The sequence below is a fragment of the Bacillus sp. BP-3 genome, assembly GCF_028401955.1.
GTDB lineage: Bacteria > Bacillota > Bacilli > Bacillales > Bacillaceae_G > Bacillus_A.
In genome coordinates this window covers 1-24,002 of record NZ_JAQOTJ010000033.1, presented here as the reverse complement: position 1 = coordinate 24,002, position 24,002 = coordinate 1, and the positions used below count along the sequence as shown (strand labels likewise).

Here is a 24,002-nt window from a genome sequence, read left to right as displayed (position 1 = left end):
ATGATGGGAAACCATCACGTACGGTGTGATGTGGGGGAAAAGGCGGAGATAATATCAAACCCTTACCTATCACAATAGCTCCTTGCAGCGTCTAAGAAAACGTTAGAAGAACGTGGATACCATATTGAAGTGTTGAACTTAATTAATCCATTAGAATCAATGAGCTATAACCCTCTTCAGCTTATCAAAGATGCGTATAAACAAGGGGATATGGAGACAGCACAAACGCTTTGTAACACATTATCTTACTCTCTTTATTACAATCCAAACGTAAAAGATCCGTTTTGGAACAACAGTGCGATGAGTTTATGTAATGCGATGATTCTAGCTATCACTGACAACTGTATAACAGAAAAAACAGAAGATAAAATCTCCATGTTCACTGTTGCCAATATGTTGTCTGAACTTGGATCGAAAGAGATTGTAATCGATGAAGAAGGGAATACACAAAATGCATTAGACTTATACTTTGAAATGCTTCCGGCTGATAGTGTAGCGAAAATGCAATATGCGACTTCTAACTTTGCGAAAGGTGGAAACACACGAGGGAGTATTTTTAGTACAGCAATGAGTAAGTTATCCATCTTCACGTTTGAAGGGATTGCAAAAATGACATCTCGAAATAGTATTGATTTAAAACGGGTGGGGTTTGGTAAAACGATTTATGGAAAAGGAACACCGAGGGTTCGAGTACAAATTATTTTCCCAGATGGATCTAAGGAAAGTTTAAAAACAGATACAGCGGGACGTTTTGAACTAAACTTCAAACAAAACGTGAAAATGGGTCAGCGTATTCACATCATAGAAAGTAACACGAAGAAAAAAATGATCGTGGAAATAGAAAATATCCACAAAGATACAGGCGAAACGACATATAAGGTTATCGAGAAACAAGATGGCTTACAAATTGATCAGATTGTCATTTTTGAAAAACCTATAGCAATCTTTATGATTGTTCCAGATTATGACTCTAGTAATCATGTTATTGCTTCTATTTTTGTTAGACAGTTATATTTTGTTCTGGCTAAATATGCGGGGCTAGCTCGTGGTGGGAAGTGTCATAGAGAAGTAGTCTTCCTTCTTGATGAGTTTGGAAATATGCCTCCGATTGATGATATGGGGAATATTGTCACAGTATGTTTAGGGAGAAATATTCGCTTTAATCTCATTGTGCAAGCTATTCCTCAGTTAAAAATGAAATATGGGGACGCATGTACAACAATTCAAGATAATTGTGGAAACCAAATTTATATTCAATCAGGGAATAAAGAAACAGCTAAAGAAATATCCGAAAAGCTAGGGAATCAAACGATTCACTCGTTATCTCGAAGTGGGAAAGGGTTATCTACTGATAAGAGTAAAACGGAAGGAATCGATGCTAGACCATTATTAACAACTACTGAGTTAATGAGATTCCAAGAAGGGGAAAGTGCTGTTATACGTTTCATGAAGCGTCGTGATAATAAATTTGAAAAAATAGAGCCTTTTCCAATTCTAAATCGAGGAAAAACGGTCATGAAATATCGTTGGGAATACTTAGGGGATGACTTTGATACTGACCAATCTATTTTAGACATTGATATTCGTTCTTTGCATGAGTTTGTTAATCCTAAGGATCTTATTATCGACTTCTTTCCAAAGCAGGAAGAAGAGCCATCTCACCAATTAGAGGAATCTAAGCAACTTGTGCAAACAACTGAAACATTTGAAACAGAGCCGGTTCCTGTTTCTTTAGAAGAAGTAGAAGAACCTCACTATATGGACATTGAAGAAGAGATTGATATTCCTGAAGAAGCCTATACATCAAAACCTGAAATGACATCTAGTTTATTTGAACCATTGACTTTAGATAATTGGAAACAAAAAACAGCGGAAGAATTTTTTGAAAAACACCATTCGATTTGGAACATTATCGAAAAACAATGCATCAAACAATGGAATAAATCATTAGTCGACATCCAAGCAAGTACAATGGATGTTTTTATAGATGATTTGAAAATATTAGTTGCTACTAATCAAATTGATAAGAACATTTACCACTTAATTAATGGAAAGTATGGCGAGATAATGGATGATTTACTAGAAAAAGAAGGTGTGAAGGAGGAAGTGTGATGCAGGTAACTAATCCCTTAGAACAAATTTTAAAAGTCTATGGAAGCCAAGTAATGGCGGGACGAGAAGTGGTGATAGGTCTTACAAATGGAGTTCTCGTGTTACAGCCAGGAGAAGCGGATGAGGCACCGATTATAATTCGAGTGGATGAAGTTGATGAGCATTTTAACATGACGATACAAGATGTATTTGGATCTTAATAAGGGAAGGTGAAACCATGAATGATGAAAAAATCTTAGAAATACTGAAGATGTTTGATGATTATTTAGAAATTGGGGGATTTATAAACTATATTCTACGTTCTATTGGTTGGATGATTATTTTGGGGTTATCATACCTGGTAGATGCGTTAGAAGGAATTACAGATCAAATCCTTTTGGTAAAAACGTTGTTTGCTTCTGAAGGAGTCCAAAACTTTGTAAAAGATTTTCAACCGATTTTGTATATTTTATTTGCTTTCTCATTTGTCTATATTGGATACACCCTTATATTTAATCGAAAAACAAATAGAGAACAAATTGCGGTTAACATTTTTATTAGCATGGGGATTATTGTATTACTTAGTGCAGCGATGATGCAAGCAGATAAATTTACAGATCAAGCAATTAAAGCAGTGGACTTGAAAGGAAGCGGTTCAACAAGCGAAAAAATTATCAAAGATGGAATTACAGACGTAGCACAGTTTGATATAGAAGGATGGAAAACAACAACATTAAAAGACTCGAATAAGATTACGCAAGAAAATATTAGACGAATCGATATTGTAGAGAAAATGGATAAGGATTTTACAGTTAGTAAGGATAAAAAGTTAACTGAGAAAGGACAAAAAGTCTTAGAAAAGAAATTAACCATTGCACCAGATGGAACAGAAAAGCTTGTAGATTTGAAAAATGGATGGTTTGATTTTTGGCCAGATAAGTATTATCGGTGGCATTGGAAATTTTGGAATATTGCCGCATCTTTACTTGTAATTGGCATGACATTGTTATTTACAGCCATTAAGCTTGGGAAACTATGCTTTGAGTTAGCATTTAACTATATTTTAGCCAATTTAGTTGCTCCGGCAGACATTGCAAATGGACAAAAAACGAAGCATATTCTTCTTAATATTTTAAATACCTTTCTTATTATGATTATGATCTTCATTTCGTTGAAGCTATACCTCATGGGCATGAATTTCATTCATGATAAGCTAAGTGGTGTTGCCTATGTACTTGCTCTCATTTGCTTGAGTCTTGCGGTTATAGATGGCCCTGTTATTTGTGAACGCATTTTTGGCATTGATGCAGGACTTAAAAATGGATGGAGCGTTCTTGCAGGAGGATACGCACTTGGGAAGGGATTAAGTAGAGCAACAAGCGGTGTAGCTAAAAAAGCAGGAAATATGTTAAAAGGAGCAGGTAAAGGGGGATTATTAGCAGGTGCAAGTGTTGCAGGAATCGGAAATGGATATCGAAGTGCAGGGGAGATAAATGGATCTGAGCAAAAAGATGAAAAACAAGGCATAGATCAACAAGGTAATAGGCAAGGTTTAGAACAAGGAAAAGGCGGTGCCGATGGCGAGGCACAAGAAGGAGCAAATGGAACTGGTAATTCTTCTTTACAAAATGAAATGGAACAATCAGGTTCAAATGTAGGGGGGAATCAAGCGTCTCAAGGTGAGGCAGGAAATGGTGCATTGTCTTTGCATGATGAAATGAAAGCATCTGGATTTAATAAAGGAGCAGGAGCACAGGGGATGCAAAGCGCATTAGGAGCGACAAGTAAAGCAGGAACGGTTGAAAAACCAGGAACAGCGGGAGTAACAAGTACATCAGGAACATCCGGTATAGCCAGTCAAGCAGGAACAACGGGGATAACGAGTACATCAGGAACATCAGGTATGTCGAGTCAAGCAGGAACAGTAGGAGCAACAAGTACGTCAGGAACATCAGGTATACCGAGTGAAGCAAGAACAACAGGAATAACAAGTACATCAGGAATATCAGACATAACGAGCCAAGCAGGAGCAGAAGTGGCAAGTACATCAGATGCATCAGGCATACCGAGTGAAGCAAGGGCGACAGGAGTAGGAGTAACAGGTGTACCAGGATCATCAAGCGAAGCAAGAGCGACAGGAGTAGGAGTAACAAGTACGCCAAGCTCATCCAGTGCACCAAGTCCATCAAGCGTAACAGGTGAAGCAAGAACAACAGGAATAACAAGTACGCCAAGCTCATCCAGTGCACCGATTCCATCAAGCATAGCAAGTGAACCAGGCACAACAGGAATAGCAAGTACGCCAAGCTCATCCAGTGCACCGATTCCATCAAGCATAGCAAGCGAACCAGGCACAACAGGAATAGCAAGTACGCCAAGCTCATCCAGTGCACCGATTTCATCAAGCATAGCAAGCGAACCAAGAACAACAGGAATAGCAAGTACGCCAAGCTCATCCAGTGCACCGATTCCATCAAGCATAGCAAGTGAAGCAAGAACAACAGGAATAGCAAGTACGCCAAGCTCATCCAGTGCACCGATTCCATCAAGCATAGCAAGTGAACCAGGCACAACGGGAATAGCAAGTACGCCAAGCTCATCCAGTGCACCGATTCCATCAAGCATAGCAAGTGAAGCAAGAACAACAGGAATAGCAAGTACGCCAAGCTCATCCAGTGCACCGATTCCATCAAGCATAGCAAGTGAACCAGGCACAACGGGAATAGCAAGTACGCCAAGCTCATCCAGTGCACCGATTCCATCAAGCATAGCAAGTGAAGCAAGAACAACAGGAATAGCAAGCATGCCAAGCTCATCCAGTGCACCGAGGACACCAGAAGTAACGAGTTCACCAAGTGTAACACAAACGTTTAATAGTGGAGGAAGCACTACTTATCAAAATCCATCCGCTTCGGTAGATTCGGCTCCATCTTCTACAAGTGATATTCCGGCACCACAAAGAGAAAATCGTACACTTGGTCAATATGCAAAAGAACAAATAACAAATAAATGGAACAGTTCTAAAATAGTACAACAAACAAAACGTTCTTACGAACTTGGGAAAAATACAGGGGAAAGTTGGCGCAAGAAACGTGAAAACAAAGAATAAGAAAAAAGGGTAATAAGCATATAAAAAGTGCTTATTTTTTTCGGTCTAAAAATGAAAGTTAGGAGGAAATAGAAATGGCAAACTATCGCATTCCGAAGGAAATACGAACTGAATTGAAGATTAACAAGGTGTTATATCTTTTTGACTTACTGTTTTTAATTGGGCTGATTGTTTTTACCATGATTACAAAAACGTTAATTCATCCCATGCTCCAAATTCCCTATTACATCTTTATGTTGGTAATTGGAATTGCATTAATCGTTCGTCCCAATTCAAACCCACAGAAAAGAATGTACGAAGCGTTGATTATTGCGATGACACGGAAGCGATCTACGTATTGTGCTATTGACCAGGAACAAGATTGAAGGAGGGAGTCAAATGGCAGTTTTTAATGAAAAAGAAATGAATAATCAAGTTAAAAAGAAGAGCGAAGTGGAACCTTCTCTGAAACCACTTAAACAGACCGTACAGCAAGAGAAAAAGAAAGGCGAAGTGGTTAAAATTAAAGGATTTAAGGAGAAGAAAGAAACAAAGCCCGCTGTTTCTCCTTTTAAAGAGGAAGAAATTCCAGAAAAAAAAGTGAAAAGAAATATGATGCAATTTCTTGGGAATCAAAAGAAAAATGAAGAACAATCAATAGCGAGGATTGACGAAGAATCGGGAAGACGAGGGGAGAAACATAAAGAGAGAAAAATAAAAAAGCAAAAAGCAAAAAAGAATGAAAAACCACCTCATGTGAAAAAAAGCATTGCAGAGATCATTCCAATTATTGATGTTACAGAAACAGGTATATTTGAGTTTCGAGAAAATCAAGGGTTTATGGATATTTTACAAATACAAGGAACAGACATTTATTCAATGAATGAGGAAGAAGCTCTACTTTCGATTTATCAATTGGGACATTATTATCAGTCATTTTCAGAATCGATTAAGGTTATATCAATGAATTTCCCAGTTTCTACAGAACCACAACAACGTTTTCTAATGAAAAAGATAGAAACATGTAAAAATCCACTATATGAACGTTTTCTAATTCAAAAATTGAAGGAGCTTCAGTACTTGGAATGGGGGCGCACAAATCGAGAGTATTTTCTATTTGTATATGGAGAGAGTGAATTAGAAGTGAAAGAACGAGTTGAAATGTCAAAACGTTTTTTGCAACGATGTCTGCCCCTGATAACAATAGAGGAAGAGAAAAAAATAGAAATCTTATATAAATTGCATAACCAAAATTCAAAAATTGGTGCAAAAAAATAAGAAGAGGTGATGAGTGTGAGTGTACTAACATTTTTGAAGAGAAAACCAAAGGAAGAGAAACATGAAAAGAAGAGAGTTAATCCTCATCTAGTTGCTAAAATTCAACCACAAGGGGGAATCAAATTTTCAGAGGTATATGTTCAAAATGGAGATGGATTATCGACTTGTATTCATGTATATGGCTATCAAACTACTGTAAATGATTTTTGGTTAGATCCAATCATGAATATGCCAAATGTAATTACAGCCCTTGATATTGTGAGCGATAGTCGAAAGATAGTCATTGATTCTATTAATAAATCAATGGCGGAGCAAAGTGTCCGTCATGCGAATGCAAAAGAAAATGTTGATCGGATTGAAGCGGCACAACAGTTTAGTGAGTTAGAAGAGCTGTATCAGCAAGTTTCTAAAGGAGAAGTACTTAAACGGGTTCACTTTCGTATCTATATTTCCGCACGAACAATGGAAGAGCTTGAAAAACAAGCAAAAGAAGTAATGGAAACTTTAGAATCTTATAATTTTAGAGGAGCAATTTTTCTAAATGAACAGGAACATGAATGGGCTTCTCTTACAACAAGCTTTGATATGCAAAAAGGATATATCAATAAGCGGAATGGAAAAGAAATTCCTTCACTTTCACTTGCAGGTGGATTTCCATTTCATTTTACTTATTTAAATGATCCGTATGGCATTTACTATGGCACAACCAAGACAAAAGGTAGTGTCATTTTTGATTTGTTTCATAAAGATAATCAGCGTAAAAGCTACAACGCTGTTGTGATTGGTAAAATGGGAGCTGGTAAGTCTACTTTATTAAAAAAGATTATGACTGATAATGCAATGAAAGGCTATAAGATTAGGGGATTTGATATTACAGGTGAGTTTGAAGACATTGTACAGGAGTATAGTGGAAAACAAATTGCATTAGACGGATCACAGGGGCAAATCAATCCACTCCAAGTGTATCGAACGGCTAAAACAGAAGAAGGATCTTTTACCCAACATCTATCTAAACTCAGTATTTTTTATCGATTTATTGCACCTGAAGCGAAGGATGATGAAATTAAAGAATACGAGAATTTACTTCGTAAAATGTATGTCGGGAAGAAACTATGGAACGATGAGCGCGGCGCAGAAAATAATATTACAAGCTTACCAGCAAACATGTACCCAATTTTTTCTGATTACCTACATCTTGTACGTTTAGAATTATATGAAGATATAGAAGCAGGAATACACCATTCGAATGTGAGTGATACTCGTAAAAAACGGTTAGAGCTAATTGAATTGAATTTAATTAATTTAGTAGATAACTTTGGACACTTATTCAATGGTGTTTCAACGATAGACGATTTCTCAAAAGAGCAAATCGTCTTTTTTTCTTTGCGCCACCTAATGAGCTTAAAGCCGGAAATTTATCAAGCACAGATTTTCAATGTTATGAATTTAATGTGGGATGAAATGTTAGAGAATGGATATCCACAATGGAAAGCGTTTGATAAGAAACAGATTCAATTTGAAGATGTAATACGTTATCTCATTATTATGGATGAGGCACACCATTTGATTAATACAAATGAACGGAGTCAACATGCAGTACAATTTACAATAAAATTTAGTCGTGAGGCAAGAAAATATTTTGCGGGAATTGTATTTGCAAGTCATTCTATTCGTGATTTCGTTCCAGAAGACTCCAATGCATCGTCTGTAGAGGAAATTAAAAAACTGTTTGAGTTAACTCAATATAAATTTATTATGCAACAAGATAGCAATAACTTAGATATGTTAAAACGGGTGTTTGCGGGGCAACTCAGTAACAGTGAGTTAAATGATATTCCATTTTTACCAACGGGTGAAGTTTTACTATGTATCAGTGCAGTGAAAAATTTGTTATTTAAAGTAGATGTTACAGAAGAAGAGTTAGCTTTGTTTGGAGGAGGCGCATAATTCATGCATCTTGTACTAAAAGTCATTCCTAAAAAGTGGATCATCCTCTTAATTTTAATGCTACTCTTCCTCTTCGGAACCATTATTATAGGGGCTACTATGTTGCTTATTGGTGGCATGGAAAGTAATAAAAAAGGGGACATTTCCTATCCACAAGGAGGAATAGGAACAGCAAGAGTATCAGCCGAAGTGATGAAATGGGAACCAACCATTCGTAAGTATGCTCAGGAGTTTGGAGTTGAGGCGTTTGTGCCATTAATGCTTTGTCAAATGATGCAGGAGAGCGGCGGACGGGGGCTCGACCCAATGCAAAGCTCTGAGGGAGCATTTAATACAAAGTACTGTAAAAAACCCAATTGTATAACTGATCCCGATTATAGCATTTGGGCAGGTGTACAGGAGTTTAAGCATGCTATTGAACGAGCTGGTGTAACAGGTCCGAGTGATATGGATCATATTAGAACAGCCCTTCAAGCTTATAACTACGGCCCAGGATTTTTTGATTTTATTGCGGCGCATGGCGGGAGATATACAAAAGAGTTAGCAATTCAATTTTCAGCAGAACAATATAAAAAAGTAAAAGATACAGGTATGTATCGTTGTGTTAGGCCAGAAATGATTCCGTATCAAGCCTGCTATGGAGATCCACTTTACGTTGATGCTGTGTTGAAATATTATACACCAGGCTCAATTGTAAATGGTGGCGGAGGTTCCTCTGGATCACAAGTAGCCGATGTGGGGCGACAATGGATTGGCCGTTCTACATATGTATTTGGTGGTGGTCGTACCCAAAGTGAGATAGCAATGGGCATCTTTGATTGCTCTAGTTTTGTACGATGGGCATTTGAACAAACGGGAATGAATGTAGGTGAGATAAGCAGTGTTAGTACAGAAACATTAAAGCGAATTGGTGTTCAAATTTCACCAATGGAGATGAGAGCGGGAGATGTTATTTTTTTTGATACGTATAAGCGTGATGGCCACGTTGGGATTGTAATTGATCAAAATTCTTTTATTGGTTGTCAAACGAACAAGGGGGTTTCTATTGAAGATTTATCAAATCCATATTGGCGAGATGTTTTTAAAGGTCATGTAAGAAGGTTTTAAATAATAGGAGGGAGAAAAATGACTGAAGAAAAAAATAAAGATAATAGAAAGAAGATATTCATAACGCTTGCAACTGTCATTGCAGGCGTTACTTTTTTTAACATCTTTTTATATGCCCGTAATAATGAAACGGGCAATATAAAGCAATTAAAAGTTCAAAACGAAGCGTTACAAATTAAAAATGAAGAGCTTCAAAAAAAGGTGAAACAAACGCTTCCTTCGGAACAAGAACAACAACGACAAGCGTATCTTTCAGCGGTAGAAAATTTTATTCAGCTATCATTTCATAGAGAAAAACAAGGGTATGAGGAGCGAAGAACACAAGCTAAAAAGTTAATGAATGAAGAAGTTTTTAAGCTTTTTTATCCAACAGATACATTTGAAATGGAAGACACTTATGTATCTAAACCATCTGAAATAAAGTTGTATTTGCAATCTTATGTGATTGGATCTTCTCAGGTAGAAGTCATTATAGAATTTCAAAATACAGTTACCATTGGAGCACAGGGGAAAAACGATAAAACAAAAAACATAATGAAAGTAACGTTACAAAAAAATCAAGAGAATTGGCAAGTAAATAACGTACAAGAATTAGCGGTTCAAGTCATTCCTTCATAAAAAAAGTGAGGTGTAGAGTAAATGGAAATCACAAGTAAAATCAATTTAAGGCGGAAAAAATCATGGAGGTATGGAGTACTAGTAGGGATTATGCTCTTTGGTTTTTTCGGCTTTTTTACTTCGAAATTGTATTTACCATATGAAGATCATGTGTACCATACAGAGTTAAAAAAACCTGTCGCTTTATTTGGAAATCGTATCGTAACAATAGAAGAAAGGACGTATGATCCAGCATCACATACAGTAGAAATGTTTCTTCATGTAGAAGGTGGAGATGGTGAAGAATATGAATTTCAAGCACAAGAAAAAGCAAATCCTAATCTTCAATTACCTGTGAAAGTTGTGTATCAAGATGGAGGAGACTTTGTGGTACAAGTGAAAGAAGTTTCTTCAAAATGGCAAGCTTTAGCACTGGATATATCAGAAAAAACAAATCGAGATATAACACTAGATACAAAGAAAACGAGTAATGAACAAAAGACTTCCTCTAATGAAGACGATTCAAAAATGTTTTTAAAATCTCTTTTTTCAGATCAAAAGAAAACGGAATTAAGTAAAGGGATTTCTCAAAAAGGGAGAGGTTTCTATGTAAAAGTATTTATTGGAATTGAGCAACAATCATTAAAAGAAAAAGTAAAACAATATGATGCAATGATAAAACAAGAAATAGAAAAACAATCGCAATGGCAGAAACAGATAGAAGAATGGAAAAATGAATCAAAGTATCAAACTGAAACGGAAAAGATGGAAACTAATTCAAAAGTTAGTATGAAAGAAACTAACATTAATCAATCGAAAGAAAAGGCTGAACTTTATAAATGGGAGCAACAACAAATCAAAGATAAGATTGAAAAATTGGATGAGAAAGCGAAGGATGCGGAGCGTTTGTGATAAAAGTTAGGTCAACCGCATCTCAACATCATGGTTTTTTGGGTCAACCGCACCTCAACATTAGGGTGAACAGGACATCAACATCACGTGATTTTAAGTCAACCGCACCTCAACACTTGGGATGTTTTCTTGTTCCCACGGTTTCGCTAGGCTTTGCCTAGCTTCACACCTTCGGTGGGAACAAAAACCCCTTATGCTCTTCTCTCTCTTTGTAGTGGAGAACCTGAATTTGGAGGAGGAAACGAAAATGGAGGTAAGAATTCGAAATATGAATCCAGTTGCCGTAAAACGAATTGATGAAATTGCAAAGGCAAAAGGGTTATCACGAGATAAGTTTTTAAAGGGTCAACTCGAAACTTTAGCATTCTATCGTGAACAACAAAATCGTGAATTGTATCTTCAACAGTTGATTGAAAAAAATATCTGTGCAATGGAAGATTGTTTTCAAGCTATGGAGAAAATGAACGCTTTTTTACACATGATGACACAGGATGATAATGAATGAATCACACAATCAATTCCTCACAAGCAACCGTGACACCGGGGGTTGTTACAGTCTCTCGTTTTGTCACACCAGGCAGGGAGACATTTCAAGATTATGTAGAATATATAGATCGAGAAGATGCTAAAAAAGAACATGGGGCACATGCAAAAATGTTCTCTCTGTATCAAGACTATATGGGAGATACGGAGAAAACATCTTCACTCTTTACGGAGCATAGTAACCGTTTAAAGGAAAATGAGAAGAAGGAGCTCAAACAACTGTTCCAACTTGGTCAAAAAAATGGAAGTATCATGTGGCAAGATGTAATTACATTTGATAATCATTGGTTAGCTGAACAGGGAGTGTATGATGCAAAGACACGCACAGTTGATGAAACAAAGTTGATTGATGTAACTCGATTGGCAATGGCAGAAATGTTGAAACGAGAGAAGTTAGAACACACGGCAGTTTGGTCAGGAGCCATTCATTACAATACAGATAATATTCACATTCATGTCGCAACTGTTGAACCATTTCCAACAAGAGACCGAGGGAAACGTAAACAAAAAACGCTTGATGCGATGAAAGGGAAAGTTGTACAAAATCTGTTGGATCGTGGCCAGGAACAAAAACAAATTAACGATTTGATTCGGAAAAATATGGTCTCAAAAAAGAAGGAAGATTCCACTTTAACTTGGCGCAATAGGGAACTAAAACCATTGTTCAAGTTTATTTATAAGCGTTTACCAGATGACAAAAGGCAATGGCAATACAGCTACAATACATTGCGCCCGTTACGTCCTTATCTTGATGATTTAACTCAAAAGTACATTGAAAAAAATCATAAAGAAGATTATATACAGTTTCTCGAAAAGTTAGATAAAGAAGTTGATGTTCTGAAAAGAGCATATGGTGAAGGTACAGGTGATAAAAAGCGATACGAGAATTACAAAGAAAACAAAATTGAAGAGCTTCATAAACGGATGGGTAATGCATTCTTGCAAGAAATGAAAGAATACGATAAAGAGCGACAACGCATTGATAAAATGTTGGAACGGAAGACCATGGAGAGAAAAAATTTTCAACAAAATGTTTCCATGCAATATGCACTTAGAAAGATGGAAGGCGCACTCAAAAGTGAGTATGAAAGTTGGAAAAACCAACGTTATTATGAACGTCTTCAGAAGGAAATACAATACCAAAATGAGAGGGGATATGAACGGTGAGTAAAATTAGAAGGGTGTTTTCCATTGATGAAGAAACGGATCAATATATTACAGCTTATATGGAAGAACATAAAATTCGAAATAGTTATAACGGTGACGCAATTGCTCGTATCTGTAAAGAGCATAAGGAGGCTAAACAACAAGAATGGTCACTTCAATATATTACAGAAGTGGTTACAAAACATCTTCATCAGTCATTAAAAGAAGAACTGACAAAAATCCGTCTGGGTACCAATAGTGCAGATAAAAATACGCAAATGTTACTCGAATTTATGAATAGTATTTATGAGCATGAAAAGTATAAAGGTGTTTACACAACTGATTTAATTGAGTCAGATGCCATGAAACATGTAAGAGAAGTAGTAGAGGATAGGATTGCACATAAAAGACAAAAGAAAGTAGATTATCAAGCTTCCAGGGGGCAACAAGAGACCTTCATGCCCATAGAGGAGGTGAATATCTAAAAGAGAAAAATATATTTGTATGAGTACGAAAGTATTTAAAACTTAAAATAAGAGGAGCAATGAATATGCTATTATTTCATGAAGATATTGAACTTGGAATCATTAAATCTATTGGAGAAAGAGAAGTGACTTTTCAAGTTGGAAATCGGGAAGTCATAATCCAATTAACAGAGGTGGAAGAACAAGAATTATTCAATTATATTGAGCTTCCGCAAAATGATTTATTGATTCCCATTAACATGAAAAATCATAAAATATGTGTTCTAACAGACTTAGAAACATGGAATGAGGAAACGATGGATGAATTAATTGAAGTTGCATCAAAGGGAGCGGAGATCAGTGAGTAAAAAACGTTCCCCAGTATCATTTGAAGAGAAAAAACAAAAGGTAGAAGCACTGACGAAAAAGATGCAACAACGTATCGATCAGCATTTCCATTCAACAGAAGACTTAAAAGAATATTTATCATTTATGGCAAAGTTTTATCGGTATTCGCCATCGAATGTAGCGTTAGTACAAAGTCAGTTTCAAGGAGCCACAGCAGTTGGTTCCTTTTCTTTTTGGAAAGAAAAAGGATTTAGTGTTCGAAAAGGAGAGAAAGGAATTCAAATTCTTGTTCCTAATCGAACAGTTCCTAAATTTAAAATGGAAGATGGAAATTGGAAGACAATTGCTAAAGCAACTGAAGATGAGAAAAAGAAAATTGATGAAGGAAAAGCAGAAGTAACACCCGGACGCTTATATTTCAACATAGGTCATGTATTTGATATAAGTCAAACCAATGCTACAACCCAAGACTTACCGAAAATCTTTCCGAATCGTTGGTTAGAAGGAGAAGTGCCAGAATATGCTTCTCTATATAAAGGTATGGAAGCTATTGCTGAAAAGAACGGCATTAAAATTGTAGAACCCAAAGAGGAACTAGGTGTTGCAAAAGGTGTTAGTTATACATTTACAAAAGAAGTAGCCTTGAATCCACGGAACAGCGAGTTACAGAATGTTAAAACACTTCTTCATGAATTAGCGCACGCAAAACTTCATACAACTGAAACACATATGAGCTATGGCCATGCAGAAAAGGAATTTCAGGCGGAAATGACGGCATACGTGGTGTCTTCTCATTTTGGGCTAGATACCAGTGGCTATTCATTAGGATATTTGGCAAGTTGGACAAAAGGAAAAGAATTAAAAGAGAAAACAAAGTTGTTAAAAGAAGTACATGAAACGTCTGTAGAGTTTATTGAGATCATTGAAAACACATTGGAAGATGAAAAAATATTTGAGAAAAGGATGGATGGTATGGATACAAATAAAGAAGAAAAAAACATTCTTTTAATTGAATATGGTGCATTAAGTTCTATAAGTAACGAAATGATCTCTGTTGGAATCCTGAGAGAAAAAATGGGTAGAGAGAATGTATTTAACAATGTTGAGAATGCAGAGAAATTAACTGATAAAGAATTTATAGGTGCTTTTAATGAAGTGAATAAGCAAAAATTTGTAGCAGTAAACCAAAATGAAATTACTCGCCCAACGATGATTATAAATTGGTCTGAGAGTAATAAATTTAGAAGTAATCAGTTTATCCCGTTTGGTGAAGCGAATGAACAAATGAAAGACTATATTCGTGGTATTGAGGTAGCAAAAGAGGAAGCGGAGTTAAAAGGTGAATATATACCCTACGAAAAAACTCGTTATGTTGTAGTGCTTCCAAAAGAAGTAGATTCCTATTTTCAACGTATGGAAGTAATCAATCCAGATCGTCTTGATTTAGGGGATGGCATTTATAAGTCACCTTATCAACAAATTTTAGAGGAGAAACGCTTCTTATCGGATGAAGTGAAGCAAGCATTAGCGAATGAAGTCATAAGCTATAGAACTGAACAAGAACAAAAGAATGATAAATCAGTAGAACAACAACAGGAAAAAGTTTTTGAAAAAATGCCAAATGAAAAATCGCATTTGGTAACGATTGAAATATTGCCAAATGCGAAGGATGAAGAAGTAGGAAGAATACACATGATGGATGGTGTAACAAAAGATATGCATATGCTGTCTGTTTGGAATGGAGATCCATCCAATCAAGATGATTTGTATGTTTCTCTAACTAATAAAACAGGACAATTAGAAAATGTTTATCTTGATAATATTTTAAAGCATGATTTGTATCAAAAAGTACAAGATTCTATTTTTGAAAATAAAGGAAATACATCGTTTTTAATTCATGATACAAATGCTCGTATTGATTTAGATGAGTTGGTGAAAGATGAGCGATATGGGAAATGGATAGAACGAGACAAACAACAATTAGATCCATTTACAAGTGAAAAAGAAAGAGAAATATATCAAGAAATGCGGCAAGAAGGGTATGCACCAATTGCATCAGTTGAACCACAACATAACTCCCCACTCTCATATACAGATAAACATGTCACTTCTTCAATGGAAAAGGAATTAAGTGAAAAATATGAGGATTTTAAGCGTGCTCAATATCATGAAACAGTTGGTGATATTGACAGCATTATTACTCGTGTTAAAGCAGAAGAGCGTTATTTCGCAACAAAGACTGTATCCATCGAAAATGAGTTGATTACACAAGATTCTGTTACAAAATTAGAAAATCGAGTGCGGGAAAAGTTGAGTGGAGAAGGAATTACAACAACAAATCATGCTACTTCTAGAACAGTTGATATGGGAAAACAGTTCGAACCACTTTTAGATTCTCCACAAAAGCAGAATGCTACAAAGAAAAAGAAACAGGAAATGGAATTTGAGAGATAAATTCATCATAAATAAATCACAAAAACATCATCACTTATTCCTTAAAAAGGTGAGTGATTTTTTATATTAAGGAGGAATGGAAAATGAAAATTCAAGATCAATTAGAAAAGGAAAATGTAAAGCAAGCACTTTATGAATATGCGCTAAAGGCGACAGGGAAATTAAAAGAGAGGTTTCCTGAAAATAACATGAGTAAAGTTGAACGAGGAGTTGAACCAGGTTTAACACGTATTGAGCTTCCATCCGTTACAAGTTCAATGAATTGGGGGCAAGGAGATGTAACAATTGATATTCATCATAAAAATGGGCTTGTGAAGATATACGAAACGGAAATAGATGGTGAAAATTGGTCAAAGTCCTCTCTTAGGTTAAAAGGGACACAACCATTATCTACTATCATAAAAGAACAAGAAAAAAGACCAAATAACAATAATCAGTTAGAGCAATCTTCAGAAAATCAAGATAAAGTTCCAAAACAACAAGAGATAAATAATCATAATTCAAATCAATTCATACAAGAAGTAAAAAAAGAACAAACAAAAGAGGATTACAAACAAACATATAAAGAACAAATCTTAGATGACATTTCTCCCTCTAAGCAGGAGGATCGTTATAAAGAGCAATATAAAGCAGAATTAATGATGATGTTAGGTATTGGTAACGAAAAGGAATCAGACACAAATAATCAAGTGTCAACAAAGGATAAACAGAATGAAAGCAAAGGACAGGAAGAAAGGTATGTAAAAAGTCGAGAAGAACGTGTGAAAGAAATGAAAGAATTCGAAAAAACACATTCTTATCCCGAAGTGTATCGCTTAAAGAAAGAATCTCTTCAGGAATTGAAAGGATTAAATTTGACAGATTCTCAACGAGAAAAGCTAACAAGTATCGAAAAGGCTCTAGATCAAGAAAAACAAGATTACGATAAAAAAAATCAGAAAGAATCTAAACAGGGAAGCGAGCCAAAAAGTCAAAATAAGTTTTCACAACTTTTTCACCAATTTAAAAATGTAAGGAAAAAAGAGCAACCAAAAGAAACAGGATTGGAACGTTCGTAATAGATACATTGCGGGAAGAGTGCTGTTAGACAGTGCTCTTCTTGTTTGCTAAAAGAGAAAGGAGAAAAGAGATCATGAATCCCTGGTTATTTGCCGCTTGTATGTTACTTGTGGCCGTCACATTAAATATTTGTATATGGATTGGGCAATGCGCTGTAAAACGATTAAGAATGAGGAGGGAAAAGTAATGGGAAAAACATTATTTATTGCAGAAAAACCGAAAGTCGCATACGAATTATTAAAATCACCTCGTTTTCGAAATATGGAAAAACATATGGGGAGTAAGCACTATTTTGGCTATTTCGAAAATCAACAATACATTATTAGTTGGTGTTCCGGTCATTTATTGGAATTAAAGCATCCAGAGGAAATCGATGAAAAATATAAAGAATTTAAGTTTGAACATTTACCGATTTTAGTAGAGCCGGAATACAAGGAGAAACCTGATTATATAGAACAAATTAATACATTAGTAGAACTATTACAACGTCATGATGTAGATCATGTGGTTAACTGCTGTGATGGAGACCGTGAAGGTGAGCTGATTTACCGTGAAATTTATGAGTATGCGGGTGTAAATAAACAACAATCTCGTCTTTGGCTTGCTTCGTATGAACCTGCAGAATTAGAAGCTGGATTAAATCGATTAGAGCCGGGAGAAAACTATGATGGTCTTGCAAATTCCGCAAAAGCAAGACAATACCTGGACTATCTCCTTGGAATTAATGTAACGAGAGGATGTACAACGAAACTAGCTAAAAATCAATTTTTACTTGCAACAGGACGTGTACAAATGTGTCTGTTACATGAGATTTGGAAACGTGAGCAAGAAATAGAAAGCTATAAGGAACAAACCTATTATAATCTAAAACTTATCACGGAAAATAGATTAGAGGCTGTTATGAAGACAGAGGATCAGTTATTAGATCCATCTCCTTTACTAAGGCTTGGCGAGAAATTAGTTGGTACAGCGTTAAGGGTTACGGAATTTAAAGAGAGTACCAGAAAAAAGAAACCAAAATTGTTATATAACCTAACAGATTTATATAAAGATGCTCATGCTAAGTTAAGAGTAAACGCAGAAACAGCTAAAAAGCATATACAAAGTTTGTATGAGGAAGGATTTATCTCATATCCTCGTTCTTCGTCCAGGCATTTACCAACAGAAAAGGTTAATCGAGTACAGGAAGTATTTCAAGCTTTGCAATCTACGAACTATGCAGAGTTAGTTCAACACGTTGATACAAGCACTATTACAGAAAAACATGCCACATTCAATGATGAGCTTGTAGATAGTCACTTTGCCATCATCCCGACAACAAAACCATATGACGGGACCAATAGAAAACCATTAGAAATTCAATTATATGACTTGATTGTAAAACGATTTATTGGAAATTTTATGCCACCCGCTGTTTATTTGGTGCGTGAAGCAGAATTTATGGATCAAGAGGAAAATGTATATAGCACAAAAGAAAAGGTGCTTCAAGAAAAGGGGTTTTTAAGCGTATTTCATGAGGACATGGAAGAAGGTTCTGTGGAAAGCTTTCAAATCCCTTTTTTATATGAGGGAGACACTTTTCAAATTGTAAAACATGATTTAATACAGTCCAAAACAAAGAAACCCGCATTTCACACAGAAAGTTCGATTTTAACGTTTATGGAGACCGCAGGTCGTAAATTAGATGATGACCATTTAAAAGAGTTAATGAAAGGGAAACGTATTGGAACAGTCGCAACAGAAGAAGCCTTTATTCCAAAACTTGCATCAAGAAACTACATCACGGTTACGAATGGTCAAATTCGTATCACAAAAATTGGTCGTGCATTTGTAGAAAGATTTCCAATCAATGAAATTAAAAATCCGGCCTATACGGCTGAAATGGAAGGGATGATTCATATGATTGAAAAGAAAGAGATGCCATACAATGAATTTGTGGAAAATACGAATACTTTTGTAAAAGAGACAGTTGCAAAGCTTGGAGAAACGGAAGAAAAAGTAGCAGATGAAATGATTTTGAATTGGAGCCAACAAATTGAAGTATGTAGTTGCCTATGTAGAAAAGGAAAAATTCTTCATAAAGGAAATTTCTATGGTTGTAGTAATTATCCAGAGTGTGAGATCCGTATGCCAAAGAAAATTAAAGAAAAAGCGATTCCTGAAGCGCAAATTAAAAAGTTATTTGAAAGTAAGAAAACGGATCTTCTAAAGGGTTTTAAATCAGGTGAAAAAGAGTTTTCAGCATATTTAGTCTTCCGAGAAGGTAAAATACAATTCCAGTTTCCAACGAAAGAGGAATTGTCTCTAGGCAAGTGCCCTTCGTGTAAGAAAGGAGATATTCTTCATCGAAAAACATTTCTTGGATGTACAGAACATCAAAATGGCTGCAAATTCATGTTGCCGGCAAAAATTAAAGAAAAAGCTATCCCTCCTTCTCAAATGAAGAAGATATTAAAGGGACAATGTTCAAACTTTATACAAGGGTTTAAAGGAGAAAAGGGTGAATTTACGGCCGCACTTTATTTGGATCAAGATGGACTAAAATTCCGTTTTCCAACAGTAGAAGATCGTACTTTAGGAAAGTGTCCACTTTGTAAGAGCCGGGTCATTGTAGGAAAGTCGCATTATTTATGTGAACAGTATAAAAAGACTTGTGAATTCATCATTCCAGGAGTTGTGTCTGGAAAAAAAATTAGTGCCAATAATGTAGTTAAATTATTAGAAAAAAACATGACAGATCAAATCAAAGGGTTTGAATCTAAACAATCAGGTAAGAAGTTTGATGCTCGTTTGTCGTACAGTACACAAGAGAAACGATTAAAATTTTTGTTTGGAAAATAGAATGCAGGGATAGAGAGCTGATATAAACAGTTCTTTTTTTTTATCCTTTTAAGCATTCGCCACAAGGGGAGGTGCCAACATGACATATCGACTGGCAGAGGAGGAAGTCATGAAAGCAAAAGATGTGGATTTGTTGTCATATTTAGAGTCTAAAGGGGAAACGTTTCGAAAAGAAGGGAATTATTATCGACATACAGATCATGACAGCTTAATTATTCGAGACAATATGTATGCTTGGAATAGTCGAGGAGAGAAAGGGTATGGAGCGATTAGCTTCGCTAGAATTTACTATGGAATGTCTTTTCAAGAAGCAGTTCGTGATGTGAATCAAGGAAATCATCCAACCTTTGCACCATCCCAGGAAGAGGAACCGAAACTAAATGAGCCGTTTCGTTATCCAGTCCATTTAGAAGTTCAAGATAAACAGGCGATTAAACAATATTTAATTGGAGAACGAAAAATTGATTCTCGTTTGGTGAATTGGTTGATTCAACAGGATCTCATTGCACAAGATAAAAAGAAGAATGTCGTATTTAAATGGCGAGAAAATGGTGGAACAGGAAAAATTGTAGGAGCAGAGCGACAAGGAACGGTCAAAATGGAGAATAGGCGAGGTTCTTTTAAACAAATTTTGCCGAACGGAAAACCGCATGCGGGATATACAGTGGATGTTGGAAAACCAACATCCATTTATTATTTTGAGAGCCCGATTGATCTCCTTTCGTATTGGTCTTTACAACAAAATAGGCTTCAAAATGCACGTCTGGTGAGCATGAATGGTCTCAAAATAAAAACGGTTTTACGCTCGTTTAAAGAGGCAAAAGATGAAGGACTTTCCGTGAATCGAATTGTTCTGGCAGTAGATAATGATAAGGCAGGGAAAGAATTCACGGAGAAAATGGGAACTTTGACAATCACACCTCGAGTACAAATGCATCTTCCACAAGAAAAAGATTGGAATGATGTTTTGAAAACCACCATAAAATTAAGCGAAATACAACAACAGGCACATATACAACCGCAAAAACAAGAAAAGAAACAAACAGTGCCAATACAAAAAAAGGAGATGGAACGCAGTGTCTAACGCATTACCAATGCCAGGTGCATTACAGCTTTTTTTGTATGGGATGGGTCTTTATATTACCTTTCATATTTTGAAATGGAGTTATAGAAAGATACGTGAAATTCGTATGCTGAAGAGAATGGCAAAGTCAGGGATTCGGTATATAGACAAGATGGATGGATTCCAATTTGAAGTATATTTAAAAGCTCTTTTTCGTGAACTAGGATATCGTCCAGAGGTCACAAAACGGTCGTGTGATTATGGTGTGGATGTCGTACTGAAAGGGAAAAATCGTATAGTCATTCAAGCGAAACGATATGGAATAAAAAATCGAGTTGGAATTAAGGCGGTGCAGGAAGTGTATGCAGGAAAAGCATACTACAAAGCAGATGAAGCATGGATTGTGACCAACAGTTTGTATACGAAGCAAGCTGAAGAATTGGCTAAAGCTTGTCAGGTTAAACTCATTGATCGATTTGAACTTCAAAATTTGATTAATAGAGTGAACCCAGAACAAAAAGCTGAAAATATTTATCACCAAGTCAATCCTGCAGAACGGAAATGTCCGCTTTGCAAAAATGAATTAGTTGTTAGGCACTCTAAGAAAAGTGGTAATAAATTTTTTGGATGTTCGCAATTTCCAACTTGTCATCATACAGAGCCAATAAATAGCTGAGCTAAATATCATTTTCGGCTCTTTTTTCTCTTTTAGTAAGGTATTTCCATTTTAATCTCGAAAATTTTATTTCTATAGAAAATTGAGCTTTCAAATTCTCCTATAACGAACGAAATGCACTATTCCTATACTATAAGTCTTAAATTAGTTAAAAGTTGTCATAGAGGATTATAGAGGGCGATTATGGATTTTTAGTTTACTTCAATTATTTTAATGATAAAAAAAATAAATTCTAAAAATAACCTTGTAAGGTTATGTGGTTTGATATAAAATAGTCTTATAAGGTTGTTTTATAAAAATAAGGGGTGAAGATATTGGATAATACAGTGAAAGAAATCATTGATGACTTACAGTATCTGTTTAGCAATCGAGAAATTGGTATGGATGTAAGTAATCCTACTTACTACCAGATGTTCTGCAAAATATTAAATGCAACAGGAATGAATTATGATTTACACATTCATGAATATGATAAGGATTCGCTAGTCGTTAAATTAATGTAAAATACGGGTGTTTTAAGGATTAATTTATATTGAGAGTTGTGTATGATCTATAAAAACATAAGGGAATAGGGAGGAATAAGTTATGAAAATCGGTACATCTGAATGGCTTTCTTTTAGCAAGGATATTAAACTAAAGTTGATCCGTCTTGCTGTTATAGATAGTCGAAATAAACAGGAAAAATAAAAACCCTTCATTTGCTTATCAGCAGACAAAGGGCTATGTATAATGAGTGATCGAGAAGGAAATCTAGTCCATTTCCTTCTTTATTTATTGTAACATAAAAGGAAAAGCACAAACAAAGGAGAATTCTCATGAAAGAAATTGAAAAATACATGACACCAACTGAAGCATCTTTTTATTGGAGGATTCCTCGTGAAACATTGAAGAATAAATATAGCCCATCTGTAATGAATGAGAAGCAAGTAAAGGATTTAGAGCGCATGTTACAAGAAGGCCTAGTTAAGTACTTTTTGCATCCTAAAGGAAAGCGTAAGGAATGGATTATTAGTCGTCAAGCAATGTATGAATGGTTTGGAGAACCAAAAGAATAAGAAGAAAGGATGTTAAGAATGAAAGAAGAAACTATTTCATTGTGGGGAGGATTCAAATATACACTCAGTATGATTGTCTGGTTTTGGATCATAATGCTTTTTATATTTGGAGAAAGCTTGTTACAATAAAAAGAAAAACATAGGGTAAATAAGATAATGAAAAGAGGAAAGAGGCTGAATGAAGTCAACGGGAATCACTAGAAAAGTAGATGAATTGGGGCGTATAGTTATCCCAAAAGAACTGAGGGATACGCTCGGTATTAAAGAAAAATCACCATTAGAAATCTTTGTAGATGGAGAAAAAATTGTTTTACAGAAGTATCAAGCTGGTGGGGCTTGTGTGATAACTGGTGAGGTTTCAGAACGTAATATGTCATTAGCAAATGGAAAGATTACAATAAGTCCAGAAGGTGCAGAGTACCTGGTTAAAGAGTTGCAACAATACCAAATTAAATAGAGAAATTAAAGGCTCCCCATACAGGGAGCGTTTTTTTACCACTAATATAATAATTTCATGTACCGCAATAATTAATAAAATTTCTACTTCAAAAAAGTAAAAAAGATACATAAACTCTATTTTTCACAGATATGGCGAGTCAATGTACGAATCGTCGCCAGACACCTTGCTAGTCTATCGTTACAATACATTTCAGTTGTTATATCAAGAAAAATCCCTTTATATCAGGCTTTAATTGAATTTCAAACTTTTGCTCTAAAAAGTATTTTTAAATATAATAAGCGTAGTGTTACACCTTAATTAACTGAATAAAGGAGAGATAAAATGTCTACAAAGTATAAAAATGCCTGCATTGATATTTTAAAAATTAATGGTCCTTTACTTGGTAGTGAATTTAGCAAATTTTTAATAGAAAAATTTGGTGTATCACCAACCAATGCCAGACAAATTATTCTTCGCTTAAAAAAACAAGGAGAATTTTCTAGTAGGGTGTTTTTGCCCATTCCCCGAAAAGGGGGAATAAGACAAAATGTACCAATTAGACAATTAATGAAATCTCGCAACCAAATGACATAAAACCCACGCTAAGACATTTTTTTGAAGGTAGAAACTGAAATTTCCTTTGTTAAGCAAATTTCGATTAGAGTAGAAAAGCGTACGTGGAGAATAGCTGAGATACATGTAAAAATAGTTCATCATTTATATTTTATTTCTATTATTAGTTTTCTGTTTGTCGAATTATATATAACTACAGCTAACATGATATACTATAAATAAAATAGTCAGAAAGGTGATGAGTTTATGTACCAACAACGAAATAATAGGGATCGAGACCAAGAAATGATGTTTTCTATACAAGGAGTCCCAACAAATAAA

Annotated in this window: 21 protein-coding genes and 1 pseudogene; all 22 read left to right on the top strand. The window is 35.5% G+C overall.

Features of this window, described 5'->3' with window-relative positions; translation table 11 throughout:
- Positions 1-78 precede the first annotated feature (78 nt).
- Positions 79-2,112, top strand: a pseudogene (locus PLX19_RS25085) (VirD4-like conjugal transfer protein, CD1115 family); the annotation flags it as partial.
- Entirely contained in the window at positions 2,112-2,312 is a 201-nt protein-coding gene (locus tag PLX19_RS25080) for a hypothetical protein (protein WP_272191658.1), read from the top strand. The pseudogene PLX19_RS25085 and the gene PLX19_RS25080, both read left to right, overlap by 1 nt.
- A gap of 17 nt (positions 2,313-2,329) precedes the next feature.
- On the top strand, positions 2,330-5,200 hold the full coding sequence (locus PLX19_RS25075) for a pLS20_p028 family conjugation system transmembrane protein (protein ID WP_272191657.1): 2,871 nt from the start codon (positions 2,330-2,332) through the stop codon (positions 5,198-5,200).
- A 74-nt stretch (positions 5,201-5,274) separates the two neighbouring features.
- On the top strand, positions 5,275-5,565 hold the full coding sequence (locus tag PLX19_RS25070; protein WP_272191656.1) for a DUF5592 family protein: 291 nt from the start codon (positions 5,275-5,277) through the stop codon (positions 5,563-5,565).
- A gap of 13 nt (positions 5,566-5,578) precedes the next feature.
- Positions 5,579-6,457, top strand: coding sequence for a hypothetical protein (locus PLX19_RS25065; protein WP_272191655.1), 879 nt, complete (start codon positions 5,579-5,581; stop codon positions 6,455-6,457).
- A gap of 9 nt (positions 6,458-6,466) precedes the next feature.
- Positions 6,467-8,404: a VirB4 family type IV secretion system protein gene (locus PLX19_RS25060; RefSeq protein ID WP_272191653.1), complete on the top strand. Its 1,938-nt coding sequence runs from the start codon at positions 6,467-6,469 to the stop codon at positions 8,402-8,404.
- 99 nt (positions 8,405-8,503) lie between these two features.
- The gene (locus PLX19_RS25055) at positions 8,504-9,511 is read left to right on the top strand and encodes a bifunctional lytic transglycosylase/C40 family peptidase (protein ID WP_442869100.1); all 1,008 of its coding nucleotides are present in this window, start codon (positions 8,504-8,506) and stop codon (positions 9,509-9,511) included.
- 18 nt (positions 9,512-9,529) lie between these two features.
- Entirely contained in the window at positions 9,530-10,129 is a 600-nt protein-coding gene (locus PLX19_RS25050) for a MerR family transcriptional regulator (RefSeq protein WP_272191650.1), read from the top strand.
- A 21-nt stretch (positions 10,130-10,150) separates the two neighbouring features.
- Positions 10,151-11,020 carry a hypothetical protein gene (locus PLX19_RS25045; protein ID WP_272191649.1) on the top strand — a complete coding sequence of 290 codons (870 nt, stop codon included), beginning with the start codon at positions 10,151-10,153 and terminating at the stop codon, positions 11,018-11,020.
- Positions 11,021-11,267: 247 nt separating this feature from the next.
- Positions 11,268-11,525 carry a hypothetical protein gene (locus tag PLX19_RS25040; RefSeq protein WP_272191647.1) on the top strand — a complete coding sequence of 86 codons (258 nt, stop codon included), beginning with the start codon at positions 11,268-11,270 and terminating at the stop codon, positions 11,523-11,525.
- Positions 11,522-12,730: a MobP2 family relaxase gene (gene mobP2 / locus PLX19_RS25035; protein WP_272191645.1), complete on the top strand. Its 1,209-nt coding sequence runs from the start codon at positions 11,522-11,524 to the stop codon at positions 12,728-12,730. The genes PLX19_RS25040 and mobP2 overlap by 4 nt, the downstream gene beginning before the upstream one ends.
- On the top strand, positions 12,727-13,194 hold the full coding sequence (locus PLX19_RS25030) for a hypothetical protein (RefSeq protein WP_272191643.1): 468 nt from the start codon (positions 12,727-12,729) through the stop codon (positions 13,192-13,194). Before mobP2 ends, PLX19_RS25030 begins: the two co-directional genes overlap by 4 nt.
- 65 nt (positions 13,195-13,259) lie before the next feature.
- Positions 13,260-13,541 (top strand): hypothetical protein, encoded by a 282-nt coding sequence (locus PLX19_RS25025; RefSeq protein ID WP_272191641.1) that lies wholly within the window; start codon positions 13,260-13,262, stop codon positions 13,539-13,541.
- A 61-nt stretch (positions 13,542-13,602) separates the two neighbouring features.
- Positions 13,603-15,975, top strand: coding sequence for an LPD25 domain-containing protein (locus tag PLX19_RS25020; protein ID WP_272191659.1), 2,373 nt, complete (start codon positions 13,603-13,605; stop codon positions 15,973-15,975).
- Between the two features lie 83 nt (positions 15,976-16,058).
- Positions 16,059-17,033, top strand: coding sequence for a hypothetical protein (locus PLX19_RS25015; protein WP_272191639.1), 975 nt, complete (start codon positions 16,059-16,061; stop codon positions 17,031-17,033).
- Between the two features lie 187 nt (positions 17,034-17,220).
- Entirely contained in the window at positions 17,221-19,875 is a 2,655-nt protein-coding gene (locus PLX19_RS25010; protein WP_272191637.1) for a type IA DNA topoisomerase, read from the top strand.
- Between the two features lie 79 nt (positions 19,876-19,954).
- Positions 19,955-20,959 carry a DUF3991 and toprim domain-containing protein gene (locus PLX19_RS25005; RefSeq protein ID WP_272191635.1) on the top strand — a complete coding sequence of 335 codons (1,005 nt, stop codon included), beginning with the start codon at positions 19,955-19,957 and terminating at the stop codon, positions 20,957-20,959.
- The gene (locus tag PLX19_RS25000; protein WP_272191633.1) at positions 20,952-21,614 is read left to right on the top strand and encodes a restriction endonuclease; all 663 of its coding nucleotides are present in this window, start codon (positions 20,952-20,954) and stop codon (positions 21,612-21,614) included. The genes PLX19_RS25005 and PLX19_RS25000 overlap by 8 nt, the downstream gene beginning before the upstream one ends.
- A 305-nt stretch (positions 21,615-21,919) precedes the next feature.
- The gene (locus PLX19_RS24995; protein ID WP_272191631.1) at positions 21,920-22,117 is read left to right on the top strand and encodes a hypothetical protein; all 198 of its coding nucleotides are present in this window, start codon (positions 21,920-21,922) and stop codon (positions 22,115-22,117) included.
- Between the two features lie 312 nt (positions 22,118-22,429).
- Positions 22,430-22,669: a DNA-binding protein gene (locus PLX19_RS24990; RefSeq protein WP_272191629.1), complete on the top strand. Its 240-nt coding sequence runs from the start codon at positions 22,430-22,432 to the stop codon at positions 22,667-22,669.
- Positions 22,670-22,847: 178 nt separating this feature from the next.
- Positions 22,848-23,126, top strand: a complete 279-nt coding sequence (locus PLX19_RS24985; RefSeq protein ID WP_272191627.1) for an AbrB/MazE/SpoVT family DNA-binding domain-containing protein — start codon at positions 22,848-22,850, stop codon at positions 23,124-23,126.
- Between the two features lie 324 nt (positions 23,127-23,450).
- Positions 23,451-23,702 (top strand): hypothetical protein, encoded by a 252-nt coding sequence (locus PLX19_RS24980; RefSeq protein WP_272191625.1) that lies wholly within the window; start codon positions 23,451-23,453, stop codon positions 23,700-23,702.
- Positions 23,703-24,002: the final 300 nt, after the last annotated feature.

Coding starts and splice junctions, on each gene's coding strand:
- PLX19_RS25015 (WP_272191639.1), top strand. CDS start 16,059: ATGAAAATTCAAGATCAATTAGAAAAGGAAAATGTAAAGCAAGCACTT.
- PLX19_RS24985 (WP_272191627.1), top strand. CDS start 22,848: ATGAAGTCAACGGGAATCACTAGAAAAGTAGATGAATTGGGGCGTATA.
- PLX19_RS25055 (WP_442869100.1), top strand. CDS start 8,504: ATGTTGCTTATTGGTGGCATGGAAAGTAATAAAAAAGGGGACATTTCC.
- PLX19_RS24980 (WP_272191625.1), top strand. CDS start 23,451: ATGTCTACAAAGTATAAAAATGCCTGCATTGATATTTTAAAAATTAAT.
- PLX19_RS25060 (WP_272191653.1), top strand. CDS start 6,467: ATGAGTGTGAGTGTACTAACATTTTTGAAGAGAAAACCAAAGGAAGAG.
- PLX19_RS25080 (WP_272191658.1), top strand. CDS start 2,112: ATGCAGGTAACTAATCCCTTAGAACAAATTTTAAAAGTCTATGGAAGC.
- PLX19_RS24990 (WP_272191629.1), top strand. CDS start 22,430: ATGAAAGAAATTGAAAAATACATGACACCAACTGAAGCATCTTTTTAT.
- mobP2 (WP_272191645.1), top strand. CDS start 11,522: ATGAATCACACAATCAATTCCTCACAAGCAACCGTGACACCGGGGGTT.
- PLX19_RS25065 (WP_272191655.1), top strand. CDS start 5,579: ATGGCAGTTTTTAATGAAAAAGAAATGAATAATCAAGTTAAAAAGAAG.
- PLX19_RS25070 (WP_272191656.1), top strand. CDS start 5,275: ATGGCAAACTATCGCATTCCGAAGGAAATACGAACTGAATTGAAGATT.
- PLX19_RS25075 (WP_272191657.1), top strand. CDS start 2,330: ATGAATGATGAAAAAATCTTAGAAATACTGAAGATGTTTGATGATTAT.
- PLX19_RS25040 (WP_272191647.1), top strand. CDS start 11,268: ATGGAGGTAAGAATTCGAAATATGAATCCAGTTGCCGTAAAACGAATT.
- PLX19_RS25050 (WP_272191650.1), top strand. CDS start 9,530: ATGACTGAAGAAAAAAATAAAGATAATAGAAAGAAGATATTCATAACG.
- PLX19_RS25025 (WP_272191641.1), top strand. CDS start 13,260: ATGCTATTATTTCATGAAGATATTGAACTTGGAATCATTAAATCTATT.
- PLX19_RS25005 (WP_272191635.1), top strand. CDS start 19,955: ATGACATATCGACTGGCAGAGGAGGAAGTCATGAAAGCAAAAGATGTG.
- PLX19_RS25045 (WP_272191649.1), top strand. CDS start 10,151: ATGGAAATCACAAGTAAAATCAATTTAAGGCGGAAAAAATCATGGAGG.
- PLX19_RS25020 (WP_272191659.1), top strand. CDS start 13,603: ATGCAACAACGTATCGATCAGCATTTCCATTCAACAGAAGACTTAAAA.
- PLX19_RS25010 (WP_272191637.1), top strand. CDS start 17,221: ATGGGAAAAACATTATTTATTGCAGAAAAACCGAAAGTCGCATACGAA.